Genomic DNA, 20,980 nt, shown 5'->3' with positions numbered 1-20,980 from the left:
CCATGCGAGTTCTCGGGATCAACGCGGTGTTCCACGACCCGGCCGCGGCAGTGGTGGTCGACGGCAAGATCGTCGCGGCGGCGGAGGAGGAACGGTTCTCCCGCCGCAAGCACGGCAAGCGCCCCGTGCCGTTCTCGGCGTGGGAACAGCCGGAGCTGTCCGCGCGGTGGTGCCTGGAACAGGCCGGGCTGAGCGCGTCCGACCTCGACGCGGTGGCGTACTCGTACGATCCGTCCCTGGTGGACGCGGAGTACGCGCCGTGGGAGGACCTGCGGACGACGTACGCCCGCAAGGCACCGCAGTTCCTGGCGACGGCGTTGCCGGGCCTCGATCCCGAGATCGTGCGGTTCGTGCCGCACCACGTGGCGCACGCCGCGTCCACCGGGCTCGCCGCGCCGTTCGGCGGCAACTGCGCGGTGCTCGTCTCGGACGGTCGCGGCGAGTGCGGATCCCATCTCGCCGGGCGGTACGTCGACCAGCAGCTGACGACCTTCGCGTCGCAACGGCTGCCGCACTCGCTCGGGCTGATGTACGAGGAACTGACCGAGCACCTGGGCTTTCTGCGGTCCAGCGACGAGTACAAGGTCATGGCGCTGGCGTCCCACGCGAAGCCGGTGCACCTGGACCTGATGCGCGAGCACGTGCTGGTGCACGACGGCGGCTTCGAAGTCCGGCCGCTCGACTGGAGCGCCCTGGCGAAGCAACGCGCGAAGGACGACGAGCTGACCCAGGAGCACGCCGAACTGGCCGCGAGCGTGCAGGTGCGGCTCGAGGAAGTGCTGCTGGAGCTGGTGCGCTGGCTGCACGATCGCACCGGGGAGCAGCGGCTCACGATGGCCGGCGGGGTGGCGCTGAACTGCGTCGCCAACACCAGGATCTTCGCCGAGGGGCCGTTCGACGAGGTGTGGGTCCAGCCCGCCGCCGGTGACGCCGGAACGGCTCTCGGCGCGGCGTTGGCCATGTCCCCCGACCGCCTGGAGGCGATGCCGGGGGCCGACCTCGGCCGGGGTTTCCCGGACGAGGAGATCGAGTCGGTGCTGCGCACCGCCGCGGTGCCGTTCTCGAAGCCAGCGGATGTCGCGGCGGAAGTGGCCGAAGCGCTGGCCGCCAACAAGATCGTGGCGTGGTTCCAGGGCCGCAGCGAGTACGGGCCACGGGCGCTCGGGCGCCGCTCGTTGTTCGCGAACCCGTGCTTCGCCGAGAACCTGACTCGCCTGAACGACGTGAAGGGACGCGAACAGTTCCGGCCGGTGGCCCCGATGGTGCTGGCCGAGAGGGCTCCGGCCATCTTCACGCGCGGGCCGATTCCCAGCCCCTACATGCTCTTCGTGCACGACGTCAGTCCGGAGTGGACTGACCGGATCCCGGCCGTGGTGCACGTCGACGGCACGGCGCGCGCCCAGACCGTGGCCGACGACCCGCTGCTCGAACGCATGCTGCGTGACTTCGAGGCGCGGACCGGCGTCCCCGTCGTGGTGAACACGAGTCTCAATACCGCGGGCCGCCCCATGGTCGACAGCCCGCGCGACGCACTGGAGTGCTTCGGCTCGTCCCCGATCGACCTGCTCGCCATCGGCCCGTACGTGGTGCGCCGATGAACTATTCCGTCGTGATCCCGACCGTCGGCCGCCCGAACCTGGACGTCCTGCTGACCGCGCTGGTCGAGGGCGACGGGCCGGAACCGTGCGAGATCATCGTGGTGGACGACCGCGAAACAGGCCTCGGTCCCGCCGCCGCCCGCAACACCGGCTGGCGCGAGGCCCGCGGCGACTGGGTGGCGTTCCTCGACGACGACGTGGTGATCCCGCCCGACTGGAAGGCCCGGCTGTACGCGGACCTGGCCGATCTGCCCGAGGACGTGGGTGCGAGCCAGGCGCGGATCGTCGTGCCGCTGCCGGGTGATCGCCGCCCGACCGACGCCGAACGTGGCACGGCAGGCCTCGCCACGGCCCGCTGGATCACCGCCGACATGGCGTACCGGCGGGAGGCGCTGGCGCGGTCGGGCGGCTTCGACGAACGGTTCCGGCGGGCTTACCGCGAGGACGCCGAGCTGGCCTTGCGCGTGCTGTCGCTCGGCTATCGGATCGTGCGCGGCTCGCGGACCACCACGCATCCGGTGAAGCCCGCGACCTTCCTGACGAGCGTGGACCAGCAGCGCGGCAACGCCGACGACGCGTTGATGCGAAGGCTCGTCGGATCGCGCTGGCGTTCACTGATCGGCGGGCAACGTGGACGGCTCAAGACCCATGCCGCGACCACGGCGGCAGGGCTCGGTGCTGTCCTTTGTGGACTTCTGGGGTGGCGGCGCGTGGCGTTGGGGCTCGGCGCGACGTGGGCCGCGCTGACGGGGTGGTTCGCGGCCAGGCGGATCGCGCCAGGGCCGCGCACGCCCAACGAGGTCGTGCGGATGGTGGTGACGAGTGCCCTGATCCCGCCCGCCGCCTGTGTGCACCGGCTCAAGGGCGAGGTGCGGTATCGGGGGGTGCGGCCATGAGGATCCTGGTGCTCAGGGCGCTCGGCCTGGGTGATCTGCTGACGGCGGTGCCCGCGCTGCGCGGCCTGCGGGCGGCGTTCCCGCGGGCGGAGATCACGCTGGCGGCGCCGGAGTGGTTGCGGGACGCGGTGGACCGGATCGAGGCGGTGGACCGGCTGCTGCCGACGCGGGAGCTGGCGCCGATCGCGTTCGACCGGCCGGACCTCGCGGTGAACCTGCACGGCAAGGGCCCGCAGAGCGTGGAGAGGCTGCTCGCGACGAGGCCGCGCGAGCTGATCACCTACGAGGGCCGGGACTGGCCGGTAGGACGGCACGAGGTGCTCCGCTGGTGCGATCTGCTGCAGCGCAACGGGATCCGGTGCGACCAGGACGACTACCGGCTCCGGCCCGTCGGCGACCGGGCCGACCGGATCGTGATCCATCCCGGTGCGAGCACGGGAGCCCGGCGCTGGCCGGTGGAGAGGTACGCGGCCGTCGCGCGGGCACTGGACTCGGAGGTGGTCGTCACCGCCGGGCCGGGGGAGCGCGACCTGGCTCGCTGGGTCGCCCGGGATCCCTTCTCCGGCACTCTCGCCCAACTCATGGACCTGGTTGCCACTGCCCGTCTCGTGATCTGCGCCGACACCGGCGTCGCCCACGTCGCAACCGCCTACGGCACGCCGTCGGTGCTGCTGTTCGGCCCTGTCCCGCCCCGCCTCTGGGGGCCGCGCCGAGGCCCGCACCAGGTGCTCTGGCACGGCGAGACCGGCGACACGTTCGCCGACGAACCCGATCCGGGGCTGCTCCGGATCACGGTGGAGGAAGTTCTCGACGCGGTGGGAGGTGTCCTGTGCGAGCAAAGCGAATCGGTGTCGTCGGCGCGGGCTACGTCGGCCTGACCACGGCCGCGTGCTTCGCGCACCTCGGCCATCGCGTGATCTGCGCCGACGCGGACGCGGCCAAGATCGAGGCGCTGAACGCGGGCGAGATCGCCCTGCACGAGCCGGGGCTGCGCGAGCTGGTCGCCGAGAACCGCGATCGGCTGGAGTTCGTCACGGACAACGCGGCCGCACTGTCCGATGTGGACTTCGCGTTCGTCTGCGTGCCGACACCGACGGGGCCCGACGGCGCGGCCGATCTTTCGGCGGTCGAGGATGTGCTGAGCGAGGCGCCCGCCGGAACCCAGGTGGTGTTGAAGTCGACGGTGCCGGTCGGGACGGCGGCGAAGCACCCCGGTGTGGTGTCGAACCCGGAGTTCCTGAGGGAAGGCCATGCCGTCGAGGACTTCCTGCGGCCCCAGCGGATCGTGATCGGCGCGCAGGACGAACGACAGGCGCACGAGGTGGCCGAGCTCTACGCGCCGACCAGGGCACCGGCCGTGCTCACCGACAACACGAGCGCCGAGCTGGTCAAGTACGCGAGCAACTGCTTTCTGGCGCTGAAGTTGTCGTACGTCAACACGTTGGCGGAGCTGTGCGAGCACCTGGACGCCGACATCGACGGCGTCACCGAGGGCATGCGGCTGGATGACCGGATCGGTGCGTCGTGCCTGCAGCCGGGTCCGGGCTGGGGCGGATCGTGCCTGCCGAAGGACACCCTGGCGCTGCTCGCGACCGCCAAGGCCGCCGGTGTCGACTTCGCCACCCTCGAAGCCGCCGTGAACACCAACCGGCATCAGCCCCATCGCGTCGTCGACCGGATCCGCGAGGAGCTCGGCACGCTGCGCGGTGCGAAGATCGGGTTGCTCGGGCTGACGTTCAAGGCGGGTACGAACGACCTGCGTGACTCGCCGGCACTCGTCGTCGCCCGGCTGCTGGCCCAGGAAGGCGCCGAGCTGACGGCTTTCGACCCGTGCGTCAGCGCCGACCGGCCGAACATCCGGACGCAGGACTCCGCGCAGGACGCGGCGGCGGGCAGCGACCTGCTGGTGGTGCTGACCGAATGGCCGGAGTTCGCCGAGCTGGACTGGCCGGAGCTGGCGCGGCGGATGGCCGACCCCCGCATCTTCGACACCCGCAACGTGCTGCCGGAGGAGAAGGTGCGGGAGGCCGGGTTCCGCCTGATCAGGACAGGCCGTTAGGCAGACCGAGGTGGACCACCTTCGTCGTGGTCATCTCGTCCAGCAGCTCAGGCCCGTACCCGAAGCCGGTGCCGGACGCGCCGCGCGGCTGGGCCGCACCACCGGGAGCGCCACCGAACACGGCGTTGACCTTCACCGTGCCGACCGGGAGCGACCGCCACGCGCGCTGGGCGTGCTCCATCGAGCTGGTCAGCACGGTCGCGGCCAGGCCGTACTCACCCGAACACGCCTCGGCCAGGCCCTCGTCGAACGACGACACCAGCTGCACGGGCGCGACCGGGCCGAACGTCTCCTCGCACATCACCCGCATCGCCGACGAGCAGTCCGCCAGCACCGTCGCCGGGTAGTAGGCACCGCGTCCTTCCGGAACCGAGCCGCCGACCAGCGCCGACGCCCCCGCCCCGATGGCCTCGGCCACCTGCGAGTCCACGAACGCACGATGCCGGACGTCGACCAACGGCTGCGGATTCTCGTTCCACGACCGGGCTTGGGCGCACAACGCCTCCAGGAACGGCTTGGCGACCGCCTTGTGCAGGTAGATCCGTTCGACGGACGTGCACAGCTGGCCCGCGTTGGTGAAGGCGCCCAGCGCCGCCTGCGCCGCCGCCCACACCGGGTCGACGTCGTCATCGACGAGCAACGGGTCGTTGCCTCCGTTCTCCAGCAACAACTTCGCCGAGGAAGCCTGCGCGATCGTCCGACCGGTGGCGGTGCTGCCGACATGGGCGACGACGTCGACGTCGGCAGAACGGACCAGCGCGGAGCCCACCTCTCCGTCGCCGACCAGCGTCTGCACCACACCGGAGGGGAAGCAGGGCCGCAGCACGGTGGCCAGCAGCAGGCCGGTGTGCGGGCAGCGTTCGCTCGGCTTGTGCACCACGACGTTGCCGGTGACCAAAGCGGCGCCCAGCAATCCACACGCAACCGCGATCGGGTCGTTCCACGGCGTCAGTGCCACGACGACACCGCGCGGTTCGGGCACCATGAAGTCGACGGCGGAGCCCAGCAACGACCGTCCACGATGGACTGGGCCGAGCTCGGCGTACTGCTCCAGCGTCCCCACGCCCGCCAGCACACCCTCGCGGGCCGACGCGAACGGACGCCCGGTCTCGGTCTCGATCACCGTCGCCAGATCGTTCGCTCGTTCCCGCACCGCCGCGGCCGCTGCCCGGACCGCCGACCCCCGTTCCGCCGCGGGTGTCGCCGCCCAGTCCGGCCAGGCGGCACGCGCGGCCGCGAGCGCGGCGGTCACGTCGTCCTCCCTGGCGGCGGGAAGCCAACCGACCAGTTGGTCGTCGAGGGGGCTGTGGACATCGATGGCGTGCATGGCGGTCATGGCTCGCGGGTACCCGTTGGCGCAGGTCGAAACCTTGGGAGGAGCCATGCCCGGACGCCAGGAACTGCCCAGCACGGTGGCACGTTCGTCGAAGAAGGCCCAGCGGACGTGGATCAAGGCGCACGACTCCGCCGTTGAGACCTACGGCGAGGGCGAACGGGCGCACCGCACCGCCTTCTCGGCACTCAAGCACAGCTTCGAGAAGGTCGGCGACCACTGGGAGGCCAAGGCCGAGAAGGGGCCGTCCGACCGGCAGGCGGCGCGCAGCACACCCGCCGAGGGCGAGACGGCGGGCGGCGTGGACGCCAACGCCAGCAAGCAACACCTCTACGACATCGCGAAGCGGCTCAAGATCGAAGGCCGGTCGCAGATGACCAAGGAAGAGCTCGTCGACGCCATCGAGAAGGCGAACAACCGCGAGACCGCGCGGGCTCGATCGTGAAGGTCGTCGTCACGGGCGCCAGCGGCAACGTCGGCACCGCCCTCCTGCGCAGGCTCGCCGACGAGCCGGACGTCCGGGTGCACGGCATCTCGCGCCGGCCACCAGCGGACGCGCCGCCGTACCGGGGCGTCGACTGGACACCGATCGACATCGGCCGGCCGGGCGCCGAAGAGCTGCTCGACATCACCTTCGAGGGTGCCGACGCGGTAGTCCACCTCGCGTGGCTCATCCAGCCGTCGCACGACCAGCGCGAGCTGTACCGGACGAACGTCGCCGGATCGGCGCGCGTCTTCAGCGCCGCGGCGCGGGCCGGTGTGCCGCATCTCGTGCACATGTCGTCGGTCGGCGCGTATTCGCCGACCCGCAAGGACCACCGCGTCGACGAGTCGTGGCCGGTCGACGGCGTGCCGTCGTCGTTCTACAGCAGGCACAAGGCCGCCGTGGAGCACCTGCTCTGCCAGTACGAGACCAGCATGCTGATCACCCGGCCGCGACCGGGCCTGATCCTGCAGCCCGACGCGGGAACCGAGGTGCACGACTACTTCCTCGGCAGCCTGGTGCCGAAAGCGCTGTTCCGGCACCGGATCCCGATCTTGCCGCTGCCGAACGACCTGGTGCTGCAGTTCGTCCACTCCGCCGACGTCGCCGACGCCCTCGCGCTCATCCTGCGGCACCGGCTGCACGGCCCGGTGAACCTCGTGTCCGAGCCCGTCGTCACTCCGCGTGTTCTCGCCGAGCTGCTCGGCGGGCGGCACGTCCCGGTCCCGGCCGGGCTGGTGCGCCCACTGGCGAACGTCACCTGGCGATTGCGTCTGCAGCCCACCCCGCCGGGCTGGCTGGATCTGGCGCTGACAGCGCCGCTGCTGGACGCGACCCGCGCCCGGACGGAACTCGGCTGGAAGCCCGCTTTCGACGCGCAGGAGACGCTTCAAGCACTTGTGCGGGGCATCGGGGAAGGCAAACACGTTCCGGCCAGTCCGGTGCTGTGAATCGCTTCGGTGAGTAGCGTTTCAAGCCGCTTCTGGTGGCTAAATCTCCTCTATGGACCAGGCCTTCGACGCGGTGCTCTTCGACCGGGACGGAACGCTCATCCGCGACGTTCCGTACAACGGTGACCCCCGGCGCGTCGCACCGATGCCGGGTGCCCGCGAGATCCTGCGGGACCTGCGCACCCACGGTGTGCGCACCGGTGTGGTGAGCAACCAGTCCGGCATCGGCCGCGGCCTGCTCACCGAGGCGCAGGTCGCCGCGGTGAACGCACGGGTCGAGGAGCTGCTGGGCCGCTTCGGCACCTGGCAGATCTGCCCGCACCACCCCGACGAGGGGTGCGCGTGCCGCAAACCGGCCCCCGGCCTGGTGTTTTCCGCGTGTGAGGCGCTCGGCGTCCGCCCGGAACGCACGCTCGTCGTGGGGGACATCGGGGCGGACGTGGCCGCGGCAGAGGCCGCCGGTGCGGTGCCCGTGCTGGTGCCGACCGAGGTGACCAGGCCCGAGGAGATCGAACGCGCACCGCACACCGCCCCTGACCTGCACGGCGTGCTGGGGATGATCCGGTGAGGACCCTGATCGCCCGGCTCGACAGCGACGGAGACGTGTTGCTGTCCGGACCCGCTGTGCGCGCTGCCGCCGCGGCGGGAGAGGTCGTCTTCCTGTGCGGTCCCGGCGGTGTTCAGGCCGCGGAGCTGCTGCCCGGCATCACCCGGATCGTCGAGTGGGAGTGCCCGTGGATCGCGAACCCGGCGCCCGAAGTCCGGCCGTTCGACGTCGAGGCCATGACGGCGTTGCTGCACGGCGTTCGCGCCGACGTGGCGTTGATCCTCACGTCGTTCCACCAGAGCCCGTTGCCGCTGGCCCTCGTGCTGCGGCTGGCGGGCGTGCCGAAGATCGTCGCGCGGTCGGTCGACTACCCCGGTTCGTTGCTGGACGTCCGGTTGCGTGACGACCCGGACATCCCCGAGGCGGAACGAGCGCTCGAGGTCGCGCGAGCCGCGGGTTTCCCGGCGTCGGACAGCAGTCTCGCCGTCGTCGACCCGCCGAGGACCGAACTGAGCCATCCGTACGTGGTGGTGCACCCCGGTGCGACGGCGCCCGCCCGCACCTGGTCGCCCGACCGGTGGGCGAAAGCCGTGGTCGCCCTGACCGCGGCCGGGTACCGCGTCGTCGTGACCGGAGGTCCGGCCGAGGCCGGGCTGACCGAGCACGTCGCGGGCGCGTGCGGACACGATCTCGGCGGGCGCACCAGCTTCCGCGAGCTGGCAGGGGTGCTGGCCGGTGCCGACGCCGTCGTCGTCGGCAACACCGGCCCCGCCCACCTCGCGGCCGCGGTCGGCACCCCTGTCGTGTCGCTGTTCGCCCCGGTCGTTCCGGCGTCCAGGTGGGCACCGCACGGCAAACACGTGCTGCTCGGCGACCAGAACGCGCCGTGCGCCGGCACCAGGGCCCGCGAGTGCCCGGTGGCCGGCCACCCGTGCCTCGACCTGATCGACCCGGCCGAGGTCGTCGCGGCGGTTGCGGAGGTGACGGCATGAGGATCCTGCTGTGGCATGTGCACGGTTCGTGGACGCACGCGTTCGTCCAGGGTGGTCACGACTACCTGATCCCCGGCCCGCCGGACGGCATCGGGCTCGCCGGCAGGCCGTGGACGGCGACCGAGGTTGGCCTGTCCGAAGTGGACGCTGCGGGAGCTGACATCGCGATCGTGCAACGGGTCGAGGAGCTTTCGCAGGTACCGGTCGGCATTCCGGTCGTGTACCTGGAGCACAACACACCGAGTGCACCAGGCGAAGAACACCCGCTGGCCGGCTGGGACGGCACGATCGTCCACGTCACGCACTTCAACGACCTCATGTGGGACTGCGGCACCACCAGGACCGTCGTGATCGAGCACGGCGTCGTCGATCCCGGTCCGCTCTACACCGGTGAGCTTCCGCGCGCGGCAGCGGTGATCAACGAACCGGTCCGGCGTGGCCGGATCGTCGGCACCGACCTGCTGCCGCGGTTCGAGCCGATCGACGTCTTCGGCATGGGGACCGAGCAGATCGGCGGCCTGGGGGACCACGACCTTCCGGCCCTGCACCGGGAACTGGCCCGTCGCCGCGTCTACGTGCACACCGCGCGCTGGACGTCGCTGGGGCTCTCCTTGCTGGAGGCGATGCACATCGGCATGCCGGTGGTCGCGCTCGCCTCGACGGAGGCGTCACGTGCGGTGTCCGCGGAGGTGGGCGCGATCTCGACGAACGTGGAGGAGCTGGCGGCGGCAGCGCGGGAGCTCGTCTCGGATCCGGCTCTCGCGCACGAGAAAGGGAAACGGGCCCGCGAATTCGCGCTGGCCCGGTACGGGCTCGATGCGTTCCTGCGCAACTGGGACGTGCTGCTGAAGGAGGTGATCGGATGAGGATCGCGATGGTGTCGGAGCACGCCAGCCCGCTCGCGGCTCTGGGGGGTGCCGACGCGGGAGGACAGAACGTCCACGTGGCCGCGCTCGCGGCGGCTCTGGTGCGACGTGGTCATGAGGTCGCGGTCTACACACGGCGCGACGCCCGCGGTCTGCCGCGGCGCGTCGACACTCCGGACGGCTACGAGGTCGTGCACGTGCCCGCGGGGCCGGCGAAGCAGATTCCCAAGGACGACCTGCTTCCGCACATGACGGACTTCTCCCGGTTCCTGATGCACGACTGGCAGGACCAGCCGCCGGACGTGGTGCACAGCCACTTCTGGATGTCGGGGCTCGCGTCGGTGCTGGCGGCGCGGCGGGAGCGCGTCCCCGTCGTGCACACCTACCACGCGCTGGGCACGGTCAAGCGCCGTTACCAGGGCGCGCAGGACACGAGCCCGGCCGACCGGATCGCCATCGAACGGCTCGTCGGCCGCGAGGTGGACGCCATCGCGGCCACGTGTGACGACGAGGTCGAGGAACTGGTCGCGATGGGGCTGAAGCGGAACAGGATCACGGTCGTGCCGTGCGGGGTCGACACGAAGCTGTTCGAGTCGGTCGGCCCGGTGGCGCCGCGGACCGCGCAACCCCGGATCGTGTCGGTCGGCAGGCTGGTGCCGCGCAAGGGGTTCGACGACCTGATCGCCGCGCTGGCACTGGTGCCGGACGCCGAACTGGTGATCGCGGGCGGCTCGGCCGACCTCCGCCATGATCCTGAGGCGCAACGACTGCTCGCCTGCGCGGAGGCACACGGAGTGTCGGACCGCGTGCACCTGATCGGGCAGGTCGCACGCACGGACATGCCCGCACTGCTGCGTTCCGCGGACGTCGTGGCCTGTGTGCCTTGGTACGAGCCGTTCGGCATCGTGCCGTTGGAGGCAATGGCCTGCGGTGTACCGGTTGTCGCGTCGGCCGTCGGCGGTCTGACCGACACCGTGGTCCACGGCGTCACGGGCGTGCTGACCCCGCCACGTGACCCGAAGGCTCTCGGCCGGGTGCTGCGCAGACTGCTCACCGATCGCTCGCGCGGCATGGCGTACGGCATCGCGGGACAGGACCGGGTGGACGCCCGGTACACCTGGGACGAGGTCGCGGCGCGCACCGAGCTCGTCTACCGCCGGGTGTGCGTGAGCGACGGCTTGGCGGTGGCGCAGTGACCGTCGAAAGCCACCTCGCCGGACTGACCGACACGCTGACCGGTCTCCGTGCTCAATCCTCGCGGATCAACCGCTGGGGCGCGCAGCTCGCCCGCCTGCTCACCGACGGCGGCAGGCTGCTCGCCGCGGGCAACGGCGGATCGGCCGCTGAGGCCCAGCACCTGACCGCCGAGCTCGTCGGCCGCTACCGGCACGACCGCGCCGCGTTCTCCGCACTGGCGTTGTGCTCCGAGACGTCCAGCGTCACGGCCATCGCCAACGACTACGGCTACGACCAGGTGTTCGCGCGCCAGGTGACCGCGCACGCCAGGCCCGGCGACGTGGTGATCTTGCTGTCGACCAGCGGGAGCAGTCCCAACCTGCTGGAGGCAGCGCACGCGGCCCGGTTGGCGGGAGCGAGCGCGTGGGCGCTGACCGGGCCGTTGCCGAACCCGCTGGCCTCGCTGGCCGACGACACCCTGGCGTTGCCGGGCGATCCGTGCCACGTGCAGGAAGCACAGCTCGTGGTCGTGCACGCGTTGTGCGAGGCCTTCGAGGCAGCGCTGCCCTCGGCCTACCGGAGGGCGTCGTGAAGGTGGTCGTGGTGGGGGACGCACTGCTCGACGTTGATGTGGAAGGAACCGTCAGCAGGCTGTGCCCGGACGCTCCCGCACCCGTGCTGGACGTCTCCGCCGAGCACCCGCGAGCCGGCGGTGCGGCGCTGGCGGCGACGATGGCCGCACGGGACGGTGTGGACGTGACGCTGGTCAGCGCGCTGTCCGGCGACGAGGCGGGGGACCGGCTGCGGTCGCTGATCGGGGTTCCCTCGGTGTTCGGGCGTGCCGACGCCGTGCCGGTGAAGACCCGGTTGCGGTGCGGCGGAACGTCGTTGGCCCGCATGGATCGCGGCGGCGGGTCCGGGGCGCCGCAGGTCACCGACGACATGCTCGACGTCGTGCTGTCGGCCGACTTCGTGCTGGCGTCGGACTACGGACGAGGGTTGCTTCGCGACGAACGGCTTCGCTCGGTGCTCACGCGTGTCCCGGTGGTCTGGGATCCGCATCCGCGTGGACCGGCTCCGGTTCCCGGCGTGCGGCTCGCGACCCCGAACCTGCCGGAGGCCACAGCGTTCAGCGGCACGGCCGATCCCGACGAGGCGGCGGCCAGGCTGCAGGCCGGGTGGAAGGCACGGGCGGTCGTGGTGACCCTGGGCGGCAACGGCGCGGTGCTCCACTGTGGAGGGACGCCGATCGCGGTGCCCGCGCCCGTCGTTCCAGTCGCCGATCCGTGTGGTGCCGGGGATCGCTTCGCCGTGACGGCAGCGGTTCGGCTGGCCGGCGGCGCGGCGCCGGACGACGCCGTGGCCGATGCGGTGGCGGCCTCGGCCGAGTTCCTGGCGCACGGCGGTGTTTCGGGCATGCGGGCACCGTTGCCGTCCACTGTGGACGAGGTGAGGAGGCGTGGCGGAACCGTCGTCGCCACCGGAGGGTGTTTCGACGTCCTGCATCCGGGTCACGTGCGGATGCTGGCGGCGGCACGCGCGTTGGGGGACTGCCTGGTGGTGTGCCTCAACTCCGACCTGTCGGTGCGGCGCCTGAAAGGCGAGGGGCGGCCGGTCAACGGCCAGAACGAGCGCATCGAGGTGCTGCGCGCCCTCGAGTCGGTGGACGACGTGGTCGTGTTCGGCGAGGACACCCCGGAACACGTGCTGGGCCGGTTGAGGCCGGACGTGTGGGTGAAGGGCGGCGACTACAACGCCGACCTGCTGCCAGAGGCCGCGGTGGTGCGGCGCTGGGGCGGCCGGACCGTCGTCGTGCCGTACCACCGGGGACATTCGACGACCGAGATCCTGTCGAGGAGGGCTTGATGCTGGGGAACGTGCTGGTGACCGGTGGCGCGGGCGGGCTCGGTGCCGCCGTCGTGGACGCGGTGCGCGAGGCCGGCGGAACACCGCTGGTGCTGGACAAGTCCGCGCCGTCCACGGCGGAGTTCGAGCTGGTCGACCTGGCGGACGGACGAGCGGCCGAAGCGGCCGTCCGGAAGCTGGCGGAGCGGTACGGCAGGTTCAGCGGTGTCGTGACGGCGGCGGGCATCGACCGGTGCGGCACGCTCGCCGAGGTACCGGCCGAGGAGTGGGAGAACGTCGTCCGCGTCAACCTCTTCGGCACCGTCGCGGTGGTCCGTGCCGCGTTGCCGCACCTGGAGAACGGCCGGGTGGTGACGGTCGCGTCCACACTCGGGCTGCGGGCCGTCAGCGACGCGACGGCTTACTGCGCCTCGAAGTTCGGCGTCGTCGGGTTCACCCGCGCACTGGCCGCCGAGACCGCGGGCCGGACCGGTGTCACGCTCGTGGTGCCCGGCGGGATGCGGACGAACTTCTTCGACGACAGGACCGAGCAGTACCGGCCGAAGGACCTGGAGAAGCTCAACCCGCCGGACCGCGTCGCGGCCGCGATCGTGTTCGCGCTCAGCCAGCCGCCCGGCTGTGAGATCCGCGAACTCGTGATCGCGCACAGCGAGGAACCGTCCTGGCCCTAGCGCCTCTATCGAGGTCCATGTTCGCGATAGTCGGGCCTGAGGCGGCCCCTGGCGGCACGGCCGGCGGCCCACATACGACACCGGTATGCGAGCCGTCCGGCCGCACCACCAGAAACCACTTCCGGCGCGAGTCTCATCGAACGGGACCTCGATACAGGCCCTGGTTTCTCCGATCACGTGTTCTGGGTACGTAAAGCAGCATGTTCGGTGATAACGAGCTGGACGAGGAGTCCCTGCGCGACAGTGACGCGTTGCCGTCCGAACGTCCCAACCCGATCATCATCGCCGTGAGCGTCATGGCACGGGGTGGCGCGTTGTGGGTGCCGGTCGCCGGCCTGATGACGTTGGCGGGCAAGGGAAGAGCGGCGAAGAAGGCCTTGACCGCGGCTGCCGTGGCGCTGCCGATCGGGCACCTGGTCAGTCTGGTCGTGCACCGCCGCAGGCCGCCGTCCGCGCACCTGCCCGCGCGAAGGGCGCTGCCGGAAGACCCGGACTCGTCGTCGTTCCCGTCCAAGCACGCGATGACGGCTGCCGCGTTCGGCACCGCCACCGCGCTGGAGGACAAGGAAGCAGCTGTTCTCGTGACGCCGCTGGCGCTGCTGGTCGCCTACAGCCGCCTGCGGACCCGCGTGCACTGGCCGACCGACGTCCTGGGAGGACTGCTGATCGGCGCGGTCGTCGCGCTGGCTCAGGCGGGAATCGGGCGCTCCGCCAGGGCGAGGGCCACTGCGTGGAGGTTGGCGGCCATGGTGCGGCCGGTGTTCTCCGACCACTCGTGACCCTCGGACGTCTCCGAGAAGCTCGGGCCGGGGCCAGGGCCGCGGTTCCAGTACGTCCAGGCCTGGCCGGGGATCGTGTAGCCGATGTCGCCGAGCCCGCCGGCGATCTCGCTGATGACGTGGTGCGCGCCGTCCTCGTTGCCGGTCACCACGACGCCCGCGACGCGGTTGTAGGCCACCGGCCGGTCCTCGTCGTCGGTCTCCGAGATCATCGCGTCCATCCGCTCCAGCGCCCGTTGCGCGAGCGAGGACGGGTGCCCGACCCACGTCGGCGTCGCGACCACCAGGATCTCCGCGTCCAGCAACGAAGCGTGGATGCGCGGCCACTCGTCGCCGGGACCGAGGTCGGTCGTCACGCCGGGCGGGATGGTGTGGTCCGCGAGCCGGTACGTGGTGACGTCGACGTCCTTCTTCGTCAGCTCGTCGATCACGACTTGGGCGAGCATGTCGGTGTTGGACTGGTCGGGGGACTTCTTGAGGGTGCAGTTCAGCACCACGGCACGCATCAGGGCTGCCTCCACTTCTCGTCGCCGAGCATTCCGCTCGCCTGCGGGCCCATCAGGGACATTCCGCCGTCCACGACGAACGACGCTCCGGTCACGTAACTGGCGGCCGGGGTGGCGAGGAACGCGACGACGGCCGCGACCTCGGCGGCGTGACCGGGACGGCCGAGCGGCACGCCCGGACGGGGCTGGGTGCGTGGGTCGACGTCCTCCTGGCCGGTCATCGGCGTCGAGATCTCGCCGGGTGCCACGGAGTTCACGGTGATGCCGTGCTCGGACAGTTCGAGCGCGAGCACCTCGGTCAACGCGCCGAGCCCGGCCTTCGCGGCGCAGTACGGCGCGGCGCCGACGCGTGGCAGGTGCTCGTGGACCGAGGTGATGTTGATGATCCGGCCGCCGCGCCCGGCGTCGATCATGTGCCTGGCCGCGCGCTGGCAGCACAGGAACGCACCGTCCAGGTCGACCGAGATCACCTCGCGCCAGGTGTCGAACGGCATGTCCATGACCTTCTGGCTGGTGCCGGTGCCCGCGCAGTTCACCAGGATGTCGACGCCGCCCAGTTCCTCTGCCAGCTCGTCCACGACGGCCGCCGCGGTGGGCAGGTCCGTGAGGTCGAGCTGCCGCACGCCGCAGCGCGCGCCCGCCTCTCGTACCTGGTCAGCGGTTTTCGCGGCTCCGTCGGCGTCCTCGTGGTACGTGATGCCCACGTCCACGCCGCCGCCCGCCAGCGCGACGGCGATCGCCTTGCCGATACCGGAGTCCGACCCTGTCACTACGGCGTACAAGGGTGCGTTCATGAGACGCGAGTACCCGTGGGGGTGGCGTGCATTCGCAACCCGAAGTGGTTCAGCGTCTTCGGCAGCGGTGCGGTGAGCTTCGGGAACGCGAGGTGCTCGCTCAGCGCGTCCAGCATCGCGCTGCCGGTGGCCAGCACGAGGTCGCGGCCGGGGCACACGCCGGGGCCACCGCTGAACGGCACGATCGCCGGATCGAGCGGGCGGTCCCAGATGTCCGGCGCGTACTCGTCGGCGAACGGCAGCCGGTCCGGGTCGCGGTGGAAGAACGGCGTGAACACGACGAACTCGGTGTTCGCCGGCAGCCACGTGCCGTGCCAGCGGGTGGGCCTCGTGCTCTCCCGCAGGATCACCGGCGTCGTCGGCCACAGCCGCGCCGACTCGAGGATGCCGTGCGTGCCGCGGCCACCGATCGCGAGCGCTCGCATCGTGACGATCCCGGCCGCGTCGAACGCGAACAGCCAGTGCGGCACCTGCCCGGACAGATCACCCGGTTGGGCGGCCAGGCTGCCCTCCTCCGCACGGTCGAGGTGCTCGTCGAGCCTGCGCTGGAACCGTTCCCGCAGGTCACGCTGCCTGGGATGGAGGAAAGCCCAGTTGGCGTTCTCCCGCAGCGCCTTCAGGTCATCCGTCAACTGCTCGTCGTCGCGGGCGTGGTCACCGAGCACGATCCTGCGCACCACCCGCCACCACGCCTGGGCGAACGCGTCCCAGGTCAGCTCACCGGTGTTCATCACGTGCCGGGTGAGCAGGTCGGCCTCGTCGCGCACGATCGCGTCGACGGGCACATTCTCCGGCCGCAACGCGCGTTCGTTGAGCTCCCTGCGCCGTTCCCGGGACGTGCCTTCGGAGATCAGCACGCCGTGCGGCTGGAAGTGCTTCAGCGCGGCCTTCTTCTCCTTGGTGGCCAGCGCGAACGGCTCCGGCGACTCGGCCAGCAACCGGCCGACGTCAGCCGGGTCGACGAGCATCGCGACACTGCGGCCGGTGATGCGCAGCCGCACCGGCTCCGGGCCGTAGCGGTCGCGCAGGTGCCGCATCGTGTCGATCGCCGTGCCGTCGGCCTGCAGCTTCTCGGACAGGGCCATCACGCCCGGCCTGCGGACGATGACGCCCTTCGCGAGCGTGGGCAGCAGCACCGTCGAGAACACTCGGGCGGTGTCGAGTCGTGATGAGATCGCCATGCCCTCCGGCTACCCCCGGTGACGCTGGTGTGAACCGCCCTGACCGGGGGTATTCGCGGGTCAGCTCGAACCAGGAGGTCGTGATGCCCGCGGGATCGAACGCGAAACGTGAACGCCAGTACGAACACATCAAGGACTCCGCCCGCAGCCGTGGCGCCTCGCCCAAGCGGGCGAAGGAGATCGCCGCGCGCACGGTGAACAAGAACCGCGCCCAGTCCGGCGAGTCCAAGACCGCCAGCGAGTCCTCCACGAAGGACATGTCGCCGCAGAAGCGCGGCGGCCAGCGGTCGGGTACGAACAGGCCGAAGGGGCCGACGAAGGAACAGCTCTACAACGAGGCCAAGAAGAAGAACATCAAGGGCCGCTCGACGATGACGAAGAAGGAGCTCGCCAACGCCCTCGGACGCTGACGTGGACAAGCCCTCGGCCCTGACCATCCTCACCGCCGAGCACTACACGCTGCAAATGGCGCGTACCGCGACGATCACCGACGCGGCGAGCCGGGCGGGCCATCTGCTCACCACGATCTCGGCGTCGATGATCGCGCTGGGCTTCGTCGCCCAGGTCGTGCCGCCGCGGGTGCTGCTGACCCTGATGCTGGTGATCTTCACCGGCCTGTTCCTGATCGGCCTCGCCACCTTGTTCCGCACGATGGAACTGACCATCGAGGACGTCCAGGCGGGACTGGGGATCAACCGCATCCGGCACGTCTACGGCGACCTCGAACCGTCCACAAGGGACGTCTTCGTGCGGCAGATGCACGACGACACGGCCGGCGTCAAGGCCGACGCCGGGCAGACCGGCTGGCCCAAGGCCAGGCGGCCGCGGCTCATCGGCACCGCGCTGGGCGTGTCCGGGCTCGTGAACCTCGTCAACGGACTCGTCGCGGGCGCCATCGCCGGTGCCGCCTCCGGTCTGCTCGGCGCCGGGCTGACGTGGTCGATCGTCATCGGCGCCGCCGTGGCCGTGACGGTGATCAGCGCGTTCGGCGTGGTGCTCGGCCGGATCGGGCGACGCGGCCTCGCGCCCATCACCACGCGATATCCCAGAACCGAAGGAGAACCACCGTGAAGTACGACGTCGTCGACCTGATCATGCAGGACCACCGCGAAGTCGAGCGCCTGTTCGCGGAGTTGCAGAACAGCCCGGAGAAACGGCCGTTGCTGACCCCGGTGCTCTGCGGCCTGCTCGTCGCCCACAGCAGGGCCGAGGAGACCGAGGTCTACCCGGTCGCCAAGCAGGAGGCGGACGAGTCCGACGAGGTCGAGCACAGCCAGGAGGAGCACGCCCAAGCCGAGCGTCTGCTCGCCGAACTGCTCGACTGCGAGTACGACTCGCCGCGGTACGACGCCAAGCTGCGCGAGGTCGTCGAGGCCGTCACCCACCACGTCGAGGAAGAGGAGAAGACGGTCCTGCCGGGCATGAAGCGCCGCCTGAGCGAGGAACGCCGGCACGAGCTCGGCGAGAAGTTCGCTCACGTGCGGGCCGACCACCTCGGCGACATCCCCGGCCAGGCGAGCCGGGAGGAACTGCTCGCGCAGGCTCGCAACCTCGGGCTGCAGAACGCCTCGTCGATGAGCAAGTCCGAGCTGCAGCGCGAGATGCAGAAGGCCGGTTCCTGACAGTCGTAATGGACTGGAATCGGAGACGATAAGCAGGCCAGGAGGCCTGCCATGGACGATTCCGGGATGGTCGCGGTCACCGGTGCGACGGGTCGCCAGGGCGGCGCCGTCGCCCGGCACCTGCTCGCGGCGGGCTGGCGGGTGCGGGCCCTGACCCGCGACCCGTCGTCGGCGAAGGCGCGGCGGCTGGCCGAGGCCGGGGCCGAGGTGGTGCGGGCGGACATGGCGGACGTCGCCACGTTGCGGCCCGCGTTCGCCTGGGCACACGGCGTGTTCACCGTGCAGAACCCGATGATCAGCGGGCACGACGGCGAGCTCGCGCAGGGCCGCAACGTGGGTGACGCCGCCGCCGAGGCGGGCGTGCGGCACGTGGTGTACGGGTCCGCCGGCGTCGGGAAATCGGGCACCGGTGTCGCGCAGTGGGAGTCCAAAGTGGTCATCAAGGCCCACCTGGAGTCACTGGGCCTTCCGCTCACGGTGCTGCGGCCGACGGCGTTCATGGAACTGATGACCGACAAGGACTTCTACCCGCCGGTGTCGATGTGGCACCTCATGCCGAAGCTGATCGGCGGCGATCGCCCGTTGGTGTGGCTGTGCGCGGACGACCTCGGTGCGATCGCCGCACGGGCGTTCGCCGAGCCGGACCGGTTCGTCGGCGCGGACCTGTCGCTGGCCTCCGACGTGCGCAGCATCGACGAGTGCCGCGACCTGTGGCGTGCGGAGTTCGGCAGGCCGCCACGCCGTTTCCCGATGCCGATCCGGTTGTTCCGCCGGTTCGTCGGTGACGACCTGCTGACGATGTGGCGCTGGCTGCACGACAACCCGGTCGAGGTCGATCCGGCGGAGACGCGCGCGATCGTGCCGTCCGCGAAAACCGTGCGCGAATGGCTCAGCTCTCGCGCTCGGTAGAGGCGAGGGTGTCCTCCGTCGGTTCGTCGGGCGGAGTGTGGTGGCCGCGCCGCAGGATCGAGAAGTGGGCCTCGTCGCGCATGCGGTCCACCATGTGCGGGTAGTGCAGCTCGAACGCGGGCCGCTCGGACCGGATCCTCGGCAGTTCCAGGAAGTTGTGCCGCGGCGGGGGAGAGGTGGTCGCCCACTCCAGCGAGTTGCCGTAGCCCCAGGGGTCGTCGCGTCCTGCCGGTTCGCCGTGCCGGTAGCTGCGCACGATGTTGTAGAGGAACGGCAGCACGGACGCGCCGAGCACGAACGCGCTGATCGAGGAGATCGTGTTGAGCAACGTGAACCCGTCGCTCGGCAGGTAGTCGGCGTACCGGCGCGGCATGCCCTGGTTGCCCAGCCAGTGCTGGACCAGGAACGTGCCGTGGAAGCCGAGGAACGTCGTCCAGAAGTGCAGCTTGCCCAGCGGCTCGTCGAGCATCCGCCCGGTCATCTTCGGGAACCAGAAGTAGATGCCCGCGTAGGTGGCGAACACGATCGTGCCGAACAGCACGTAGTGGAAGTGCGCGACGACGAAGTACGTGTCGGTGACGTGGAAGTCCAGCGGCGGTGACGCCAGGAGGATGCCCGTCAGGCCGCCGAGCAGGAACGTCACCAGGAACCCGATCGAGAACAGCATCGGTGTCTCGAACGTGAGCTGCCCGCGCCACATCGTGCCCGCCCAGTTGAAGAACTTGATCCCGGTCGGCACCGCGATCAGGAACGTCATCAGCGAGAAGAACGGCAGCAACACCGCGCCCGTCGCGAACATGTGGTGCGCCCACACCGCGACCGACAGCATGCCGATCGCGAACGTCGCGAACACCAGCCCCTTGTAGCCGAACAGCGGTTTCCGGCTGAACACCGGCAGGACCTCGGTGATGATGCCGAAGAACGGCAACGCCACGATGTAGACCTCGGGGTGACCGAAGAACCAGAACAGGTGCTGCCAGAGGATGACCCCACCGTTGGCCGGGTCGAACACGTGCGCCCCGAGGTGCCGGTCGGCCGCGAGACCCATCAGCGCGGCGGTCAGGATCGGGAACGCCAGCAGGATCAGCACGGACGTCACCAGGATGTTCCAGGTGAAGATCGGCATCCGGAACATGGTCATGCCTGGTGCCCGCAGGCAGACGATCGTGGTGGTCATGTTGACCGCGCCGAGGATCGTGCCGAGGCCGGATACAGCGAGCCCCATGATCCACAGATCCGGGCCGATGCCGGGAGCGTGGGCGGCGCTGGACAACGGGGTGTAGCCGGTCCAGCCGAAGTCGGCGGCACCGCCGGGCGTCACGAAGCTGCTCATCACGATCAGGCCGCCGAACAGGAACAACCAGTACGAGAACGCGTTCAGGCGTGGGAACGCGACGTCCGGAGAGCCGATCTGCAGCGGCAGGACGAAGTTCGCGAAACCGAACAGGATCGGGGTCGCGTACAGCAGCAACATGATCGTGCCGTGCATGGTGAACAGCTGGTTGTACTGCTCGTTCGACAGGAACTGCAGCCCTGGACGTGCTAGTTCGGCGCGCAACAGCAACGCCATCACGCCGCCCGCCATGAAGAACGCGAACGACGTGACCAGATAGAGGATCCCGATCTGCTTGGGATCCGTGGTGCGCAGCAGAGACAGGAAAACGGCACCTTTGGGACGCCGGCGTGCGACGCCCGGATGCGGCACCACCGGCGTCGGCTTCAGGGCGGTCATGAGTGTGGCTACCCCGGCC

The 20,980-nt window shown here is 70.6% G+C and carries 23 protein-coding genes; 18 read left to right on the top strand and 5 right to left on the bottom strand.

Annotated elements, in window-relative coordinates; all coding sequences use genetic code 11:
* Positions 1 to 2: 2 nt before the first annotated feature.
* From JOD27_RS12890 to JOD27_RS12875, 4 genes are read left to right on the top strand one after another with little or no spacing between them, the layout of a single operon-like run.
* Positions 3 to 1,598 (top strand): carbamoyltransferase family protein, encoded by a 1,596-nt coding sequence (locus tag JOD27_RS12890; protein WP_204762422.1) that lies wholly within the window; start codon positions 3 to 5, stop codon positions 1,596 to 1,598.
* A complete protein-coding gene (locus JOD27_RS12885; protein WP_204762421.1) occupies positions 1,595 to 2,494 on the top strand; it encodes a glycosyltransferase in 900 nt (299 codons plus the stop codon). Before JOD27_RS12890 ends, JOD27_RS12885 begins: the two co-directional genes overlap by 4 nt.
* On the top strand, positions 2,491 to 3,372 hold the full coding sequence (locus JOD27_RS12880; protein WP_204762420.1) for a glycosyltransferase family 9 protein: 882 nt from the start codon (positions 2,491 to 2,493) through the stop codon (positions 3,370 to 3,372). Before JOD27_RS12885 ends, JOD27_RS12880 begins: the two co-directional genes overlap by 4 nt.
* Positions 3,324 to 4,553 (top strand): UDP-glucose dehydrogenase family protein, encoded by a 1,230-nt coding sequence (locus JOD27_RS12875; protein WP_204762419.1) that lies wholly within the window; start codon positions 3,324 to 3,326, stop codon positions 4,551 to 4,553. The genes JOD27_RS12880 and JOD27_RS12875 overlap by 49 nt, the downstream gene beginning before the upstream one ends.
* Here the strand turns inward: JOD27_RS12875 and JOD27_RS12870 are convergent.
* A complete protein-coding gene (locus tag JOD27_RS12870; RefSeq protein WP_204762418.1) occupies positions 4,537 to 5,889 on the bottom strand; it encodes an aldehyde dehydrogenase family protein in 1,353 nt (450 codons plus the stop codon). The two genes, JOD27_RS12875 and JOD27_RS12870, sit on opposite strands and share 17 nt — an antisense overlap.
* Before the next feature lie 46 nt (positions 5,890 to 5,935).
* Between JOD27_RS12870 and JOD27_RS12865 the strand changes: the two genes are divergently transcribed.
* The 10 genes from JOD27_RS12865 (at position 5,936) to JOD27_RS12820 (ending at position 14,217) form a co-directional block, all read left to right on the top strand.
* Positions 5,936 to 6,331 (top strand): ChaB family protein, encoded by a 396-nt coding sequence (locus JOD27_RS12865; RefSeq protein ID WP_204762417.1) that lies wholly within the window; start codon positions 5,936 to 5,938, stop codon positions 6,329 to 6,331.
* Entirely contained in the window at positions 6,328 to 7,320 is a 993-nt protein-coding gene (locus JOD27_RS12860; RefSeq protein WP_204762416.1) for an NAD-dependent epimerase/dehydratase family protein, read from the top strand. Before JOD27_RS12865 ends, JOD27_RS12860 begins: the two co-directional genes overlap by 4 nt.
* Before the next feature lie 52 nt (positions 7,321 to 7,372).
* Positions 7,373 to 7,888, top strand: a complete 516-nt coding sequence (locus tag JOD27_RS12855) for a D-glycero-alpha-D-manno-heptose-1,7-bisphosphate 7-phosphatase (protein WP_204762415.1) — start codon at positions 7,373 to 7,375, stop codon at positions 7,886 to 7,888.
* A complete protein-coding gene (locus JOD27_RS12850) occupies positions 7,885 to 8,859 on the top strand; it encodes a glycosyltransferase family 9 protein (protein ID WP_204762414.1) in 975 nt (324 codons plus the stop codon). Before JOD27_RS12855 ends, JOD27_RS12850 begins: the two co-directional genes overlap by 4 nt.
* Positions 8,856 to 9,725 (top strand): glycosyltransferase, encoded by an 870-nt coding sequence (locus JOD27_RS12845; protein ID WP_204762413.1) that lies wholly within the window; start codon positions 8,856 to 8,858, stop codon positions 9,723 to 9,725. Before JOD27_RS12850 ends, JOD27_RS12845 begins: the two co-directional genes overlap by 4 nt.
* Positions 9,722 to 10,921 carry a glycosyltransferase gene (locus JOD27_RS12840; protein ID WP_204762412.1) on the top strand — a complete coding sequence of 400 codons (1,200 nt, stop codon included), beginning with the start codon at positions 9,722 to 9,724 and terminating at the stop codon, positions 10,919 to 10,921. Before JOD27_RS12845 ends, JOD27_RS12840 begins: the two co-directional genes overlap by 4 nt.
* Positions 10,918 to 11,493, top strand: coding sequence for a D-sedoheptulose-7-phosphate isomerase (locus tag JOD27_RS12835; protein ID WP_204762411.1), 576 nt, complete (start codon positions 10,918 to 10,920; stop codon positions 11,491 to 11,493). The genes JOD27_RS12840 and JOD27_RS12835 overlap by 4 nt, the downstream gene beginning before the upstream one ends.
* An 11-nt stretch (positions 11,494 to 11,504) precedes the next feature.
* On the top strand, positions 11,505 to 12,767 hold the full coding sequence (gene rfaE2, locus JOD27_RS12830) for a D-glycero-beta-D-manno-heptose 1-phosphate adenylyltransferase (protein ID WP_307830102.1): 1,263 nt from the start codon (positions 11,505 to 11,507) through the stop codon (positions 12,765 to 12,767).
* Positions 12,767 to 13,438, top strand: coding sequence for an SDR family oxidoreductase (locus tag JOD27_RS12825; RefSeq protein ID WP_204762409.1), 672 nt, complete (start codon positions 12,767 to 12,769; stop codon positions 13,436 to 13,438). The genes rfaE2 and JOD27_RS12825 overlap by 1 nt, the downstream gene beginning before the upstream one ends.
* A 200-nt stretch (positions 13,439 to 13,638) precedes the next feature.
* Positions 13,639 to 14,217 (top strand): phosphatase PAP2 family protein, encoded by a 579-nt coding sequence (locus JOD27_RS12820; protein WP_204762408.1) that lies wholly within the window; start codon positions 13,639 to 13,641, stop codon positions 14,215 to 14,217.
* On the opposite strand, the gene JOD27_RS12815 is transcribed toward JOD27_RS12820, so the two are convergent.
* Genes JOD27_RS12815 through JOD27_RS12805 form a run of 3 tightly spaced genes read right to left on the bottom strand, consistent with a single transcriptional unit; the run spans position 14,127 to position 16,698 of the window.
* Positions 14,127 to 14,723 carry a flavodoxin family protein gene (locus JOD27_RS12815; protein ID WP_204762407.1) on the bottom strand — a complete coding sequence of 199 codons (597 nt, stop codon included), beginning with the start codon at positions 14,721 to 14,723 and terminating at the stop codon, positions 14,127 to 14,129. The genes JOD27_RS12820 and JOD27_RS12815 overlap by 91 nt on opposite strands.
* Positions 14,723 to 15,517, bottom strand: a complete 795-nt coding sequence (locus tag JOD27_RS12810; protein ID WP_204762406.1) for an SDR family oxidoreductase — start codon at positions 15,515 to 15,517, stop codon at positions 14,723 to 14,725. Before JOD27_RS12810 ends, JOD27_RS12815 begins: the two co-directional genes overlap by 1 nt.
* Positions 15,514 to 16,698 (bottom strand): cytochrome P450, encoded by a 1,185-nt coding sequence (locus JOD27_RS12805; protein ID WP_204762405.1) that lies wholly within the window; start codon positions 16,696 to 16,698, stop codon positions 15,514 to 15,516. The genes JOD27_RS12810 and JOD27_RS12805 overlap by 4 nt, the downstream gene beginning before the upstream one ends.
* 83 nt (positions 16,699 to 16,781) lie before the next feature.
* Here JOD27_RS12805 and JOD27_RS12800 point away from each other — a divergent pair, with 83 nt between their 5' ends.
* From JOD27_RS12800 to JOD27_RS12785, 4 genes are read left to right on the top strand one after another with little or no spacing between them, the layout of a single operon-like run.
* Positions 16,782 to 17,108: a plasmid stabilization protein gene (locus JOD27_RS12800; protein ID WP_204762404.1), complete on the top strand. Its 327-nt coding sequence runs from the start codon at positions 16,782 to 16,784 to the stop codon at positions 17,106 to 17,108.
* A 1-nt stretch (position 17,109) separates the two neighbouring features.
* A complete protein-coding gene (locus JOD27_RS12795) occupies positions 17,110 to 17,769 on the top strand; it encodes a hypothetical protein (protein ID WP_204762403.1) in 660 nt (219 codons plus the stop codon).
* On the top strand, positions 17,766 to 18,320 hold the full coding sequence (locus JOD27_RS12790; RefSeq protein WP_204762402.1) for a hemerythrin domain-containing protein: 555 nt from the start codon (positions 17,766 to 17,768) through the stop codon (positions 18,318 to 18,320). The genes JOD27_RS12795 and JOD27_RS12790 overlap by 4 nt, the downstream gene beginning before the upstream one ends.
* 51 nt (positions 18,321 to 18,371) lie before the next feature.
* On the top strand, positions 18,372 to 19,229 hold the full coding sequence (locus JOD27_RS12785) for an NmrA/HSCARG family protein (protein ID WP_204762401.1): 858 nt from the start codon (positions 18,372 to 18,374) through the stop codon (positions 19,227 to 19,229).
* On the opposite strand, the gene ctaD is transcribed toward JOD27_RS12785, so the two are convergent.
* On the bottom strand, positions 19,210 to 20,961 hold the full coding sequence (gene ctaD / locus JOD27_RS12780; protein WP_204762400.1) for an aa3-type cytochrome oxidase subunit I: 1,752 nt from the start codon (positions 20,959 to 20,961) through the stop codon (positions 19,210 to 19,212). The two genes, JOD27_RS12785 and ctaD, sit on opposite strands and share 20 nt — an antisense overlap.
* Positions 20,962 to 20,980 lie beyond the last annotated feature (19 nt).

This window comes from Lentzea nigeriaca (assembly GCF_016907955.1).
Lineage (GTDB): Bacteria > Actinomycetota > Actinomycetes > Mycobacteriales > Pseudonocardiaceae > Lentzea > Lentzea nigeriaca.
The sequence above is the reverse complement of the archived record's forward strand: the minus strand, read 5'-3'. Positions and strand labels throughout refer to the sequence as shown.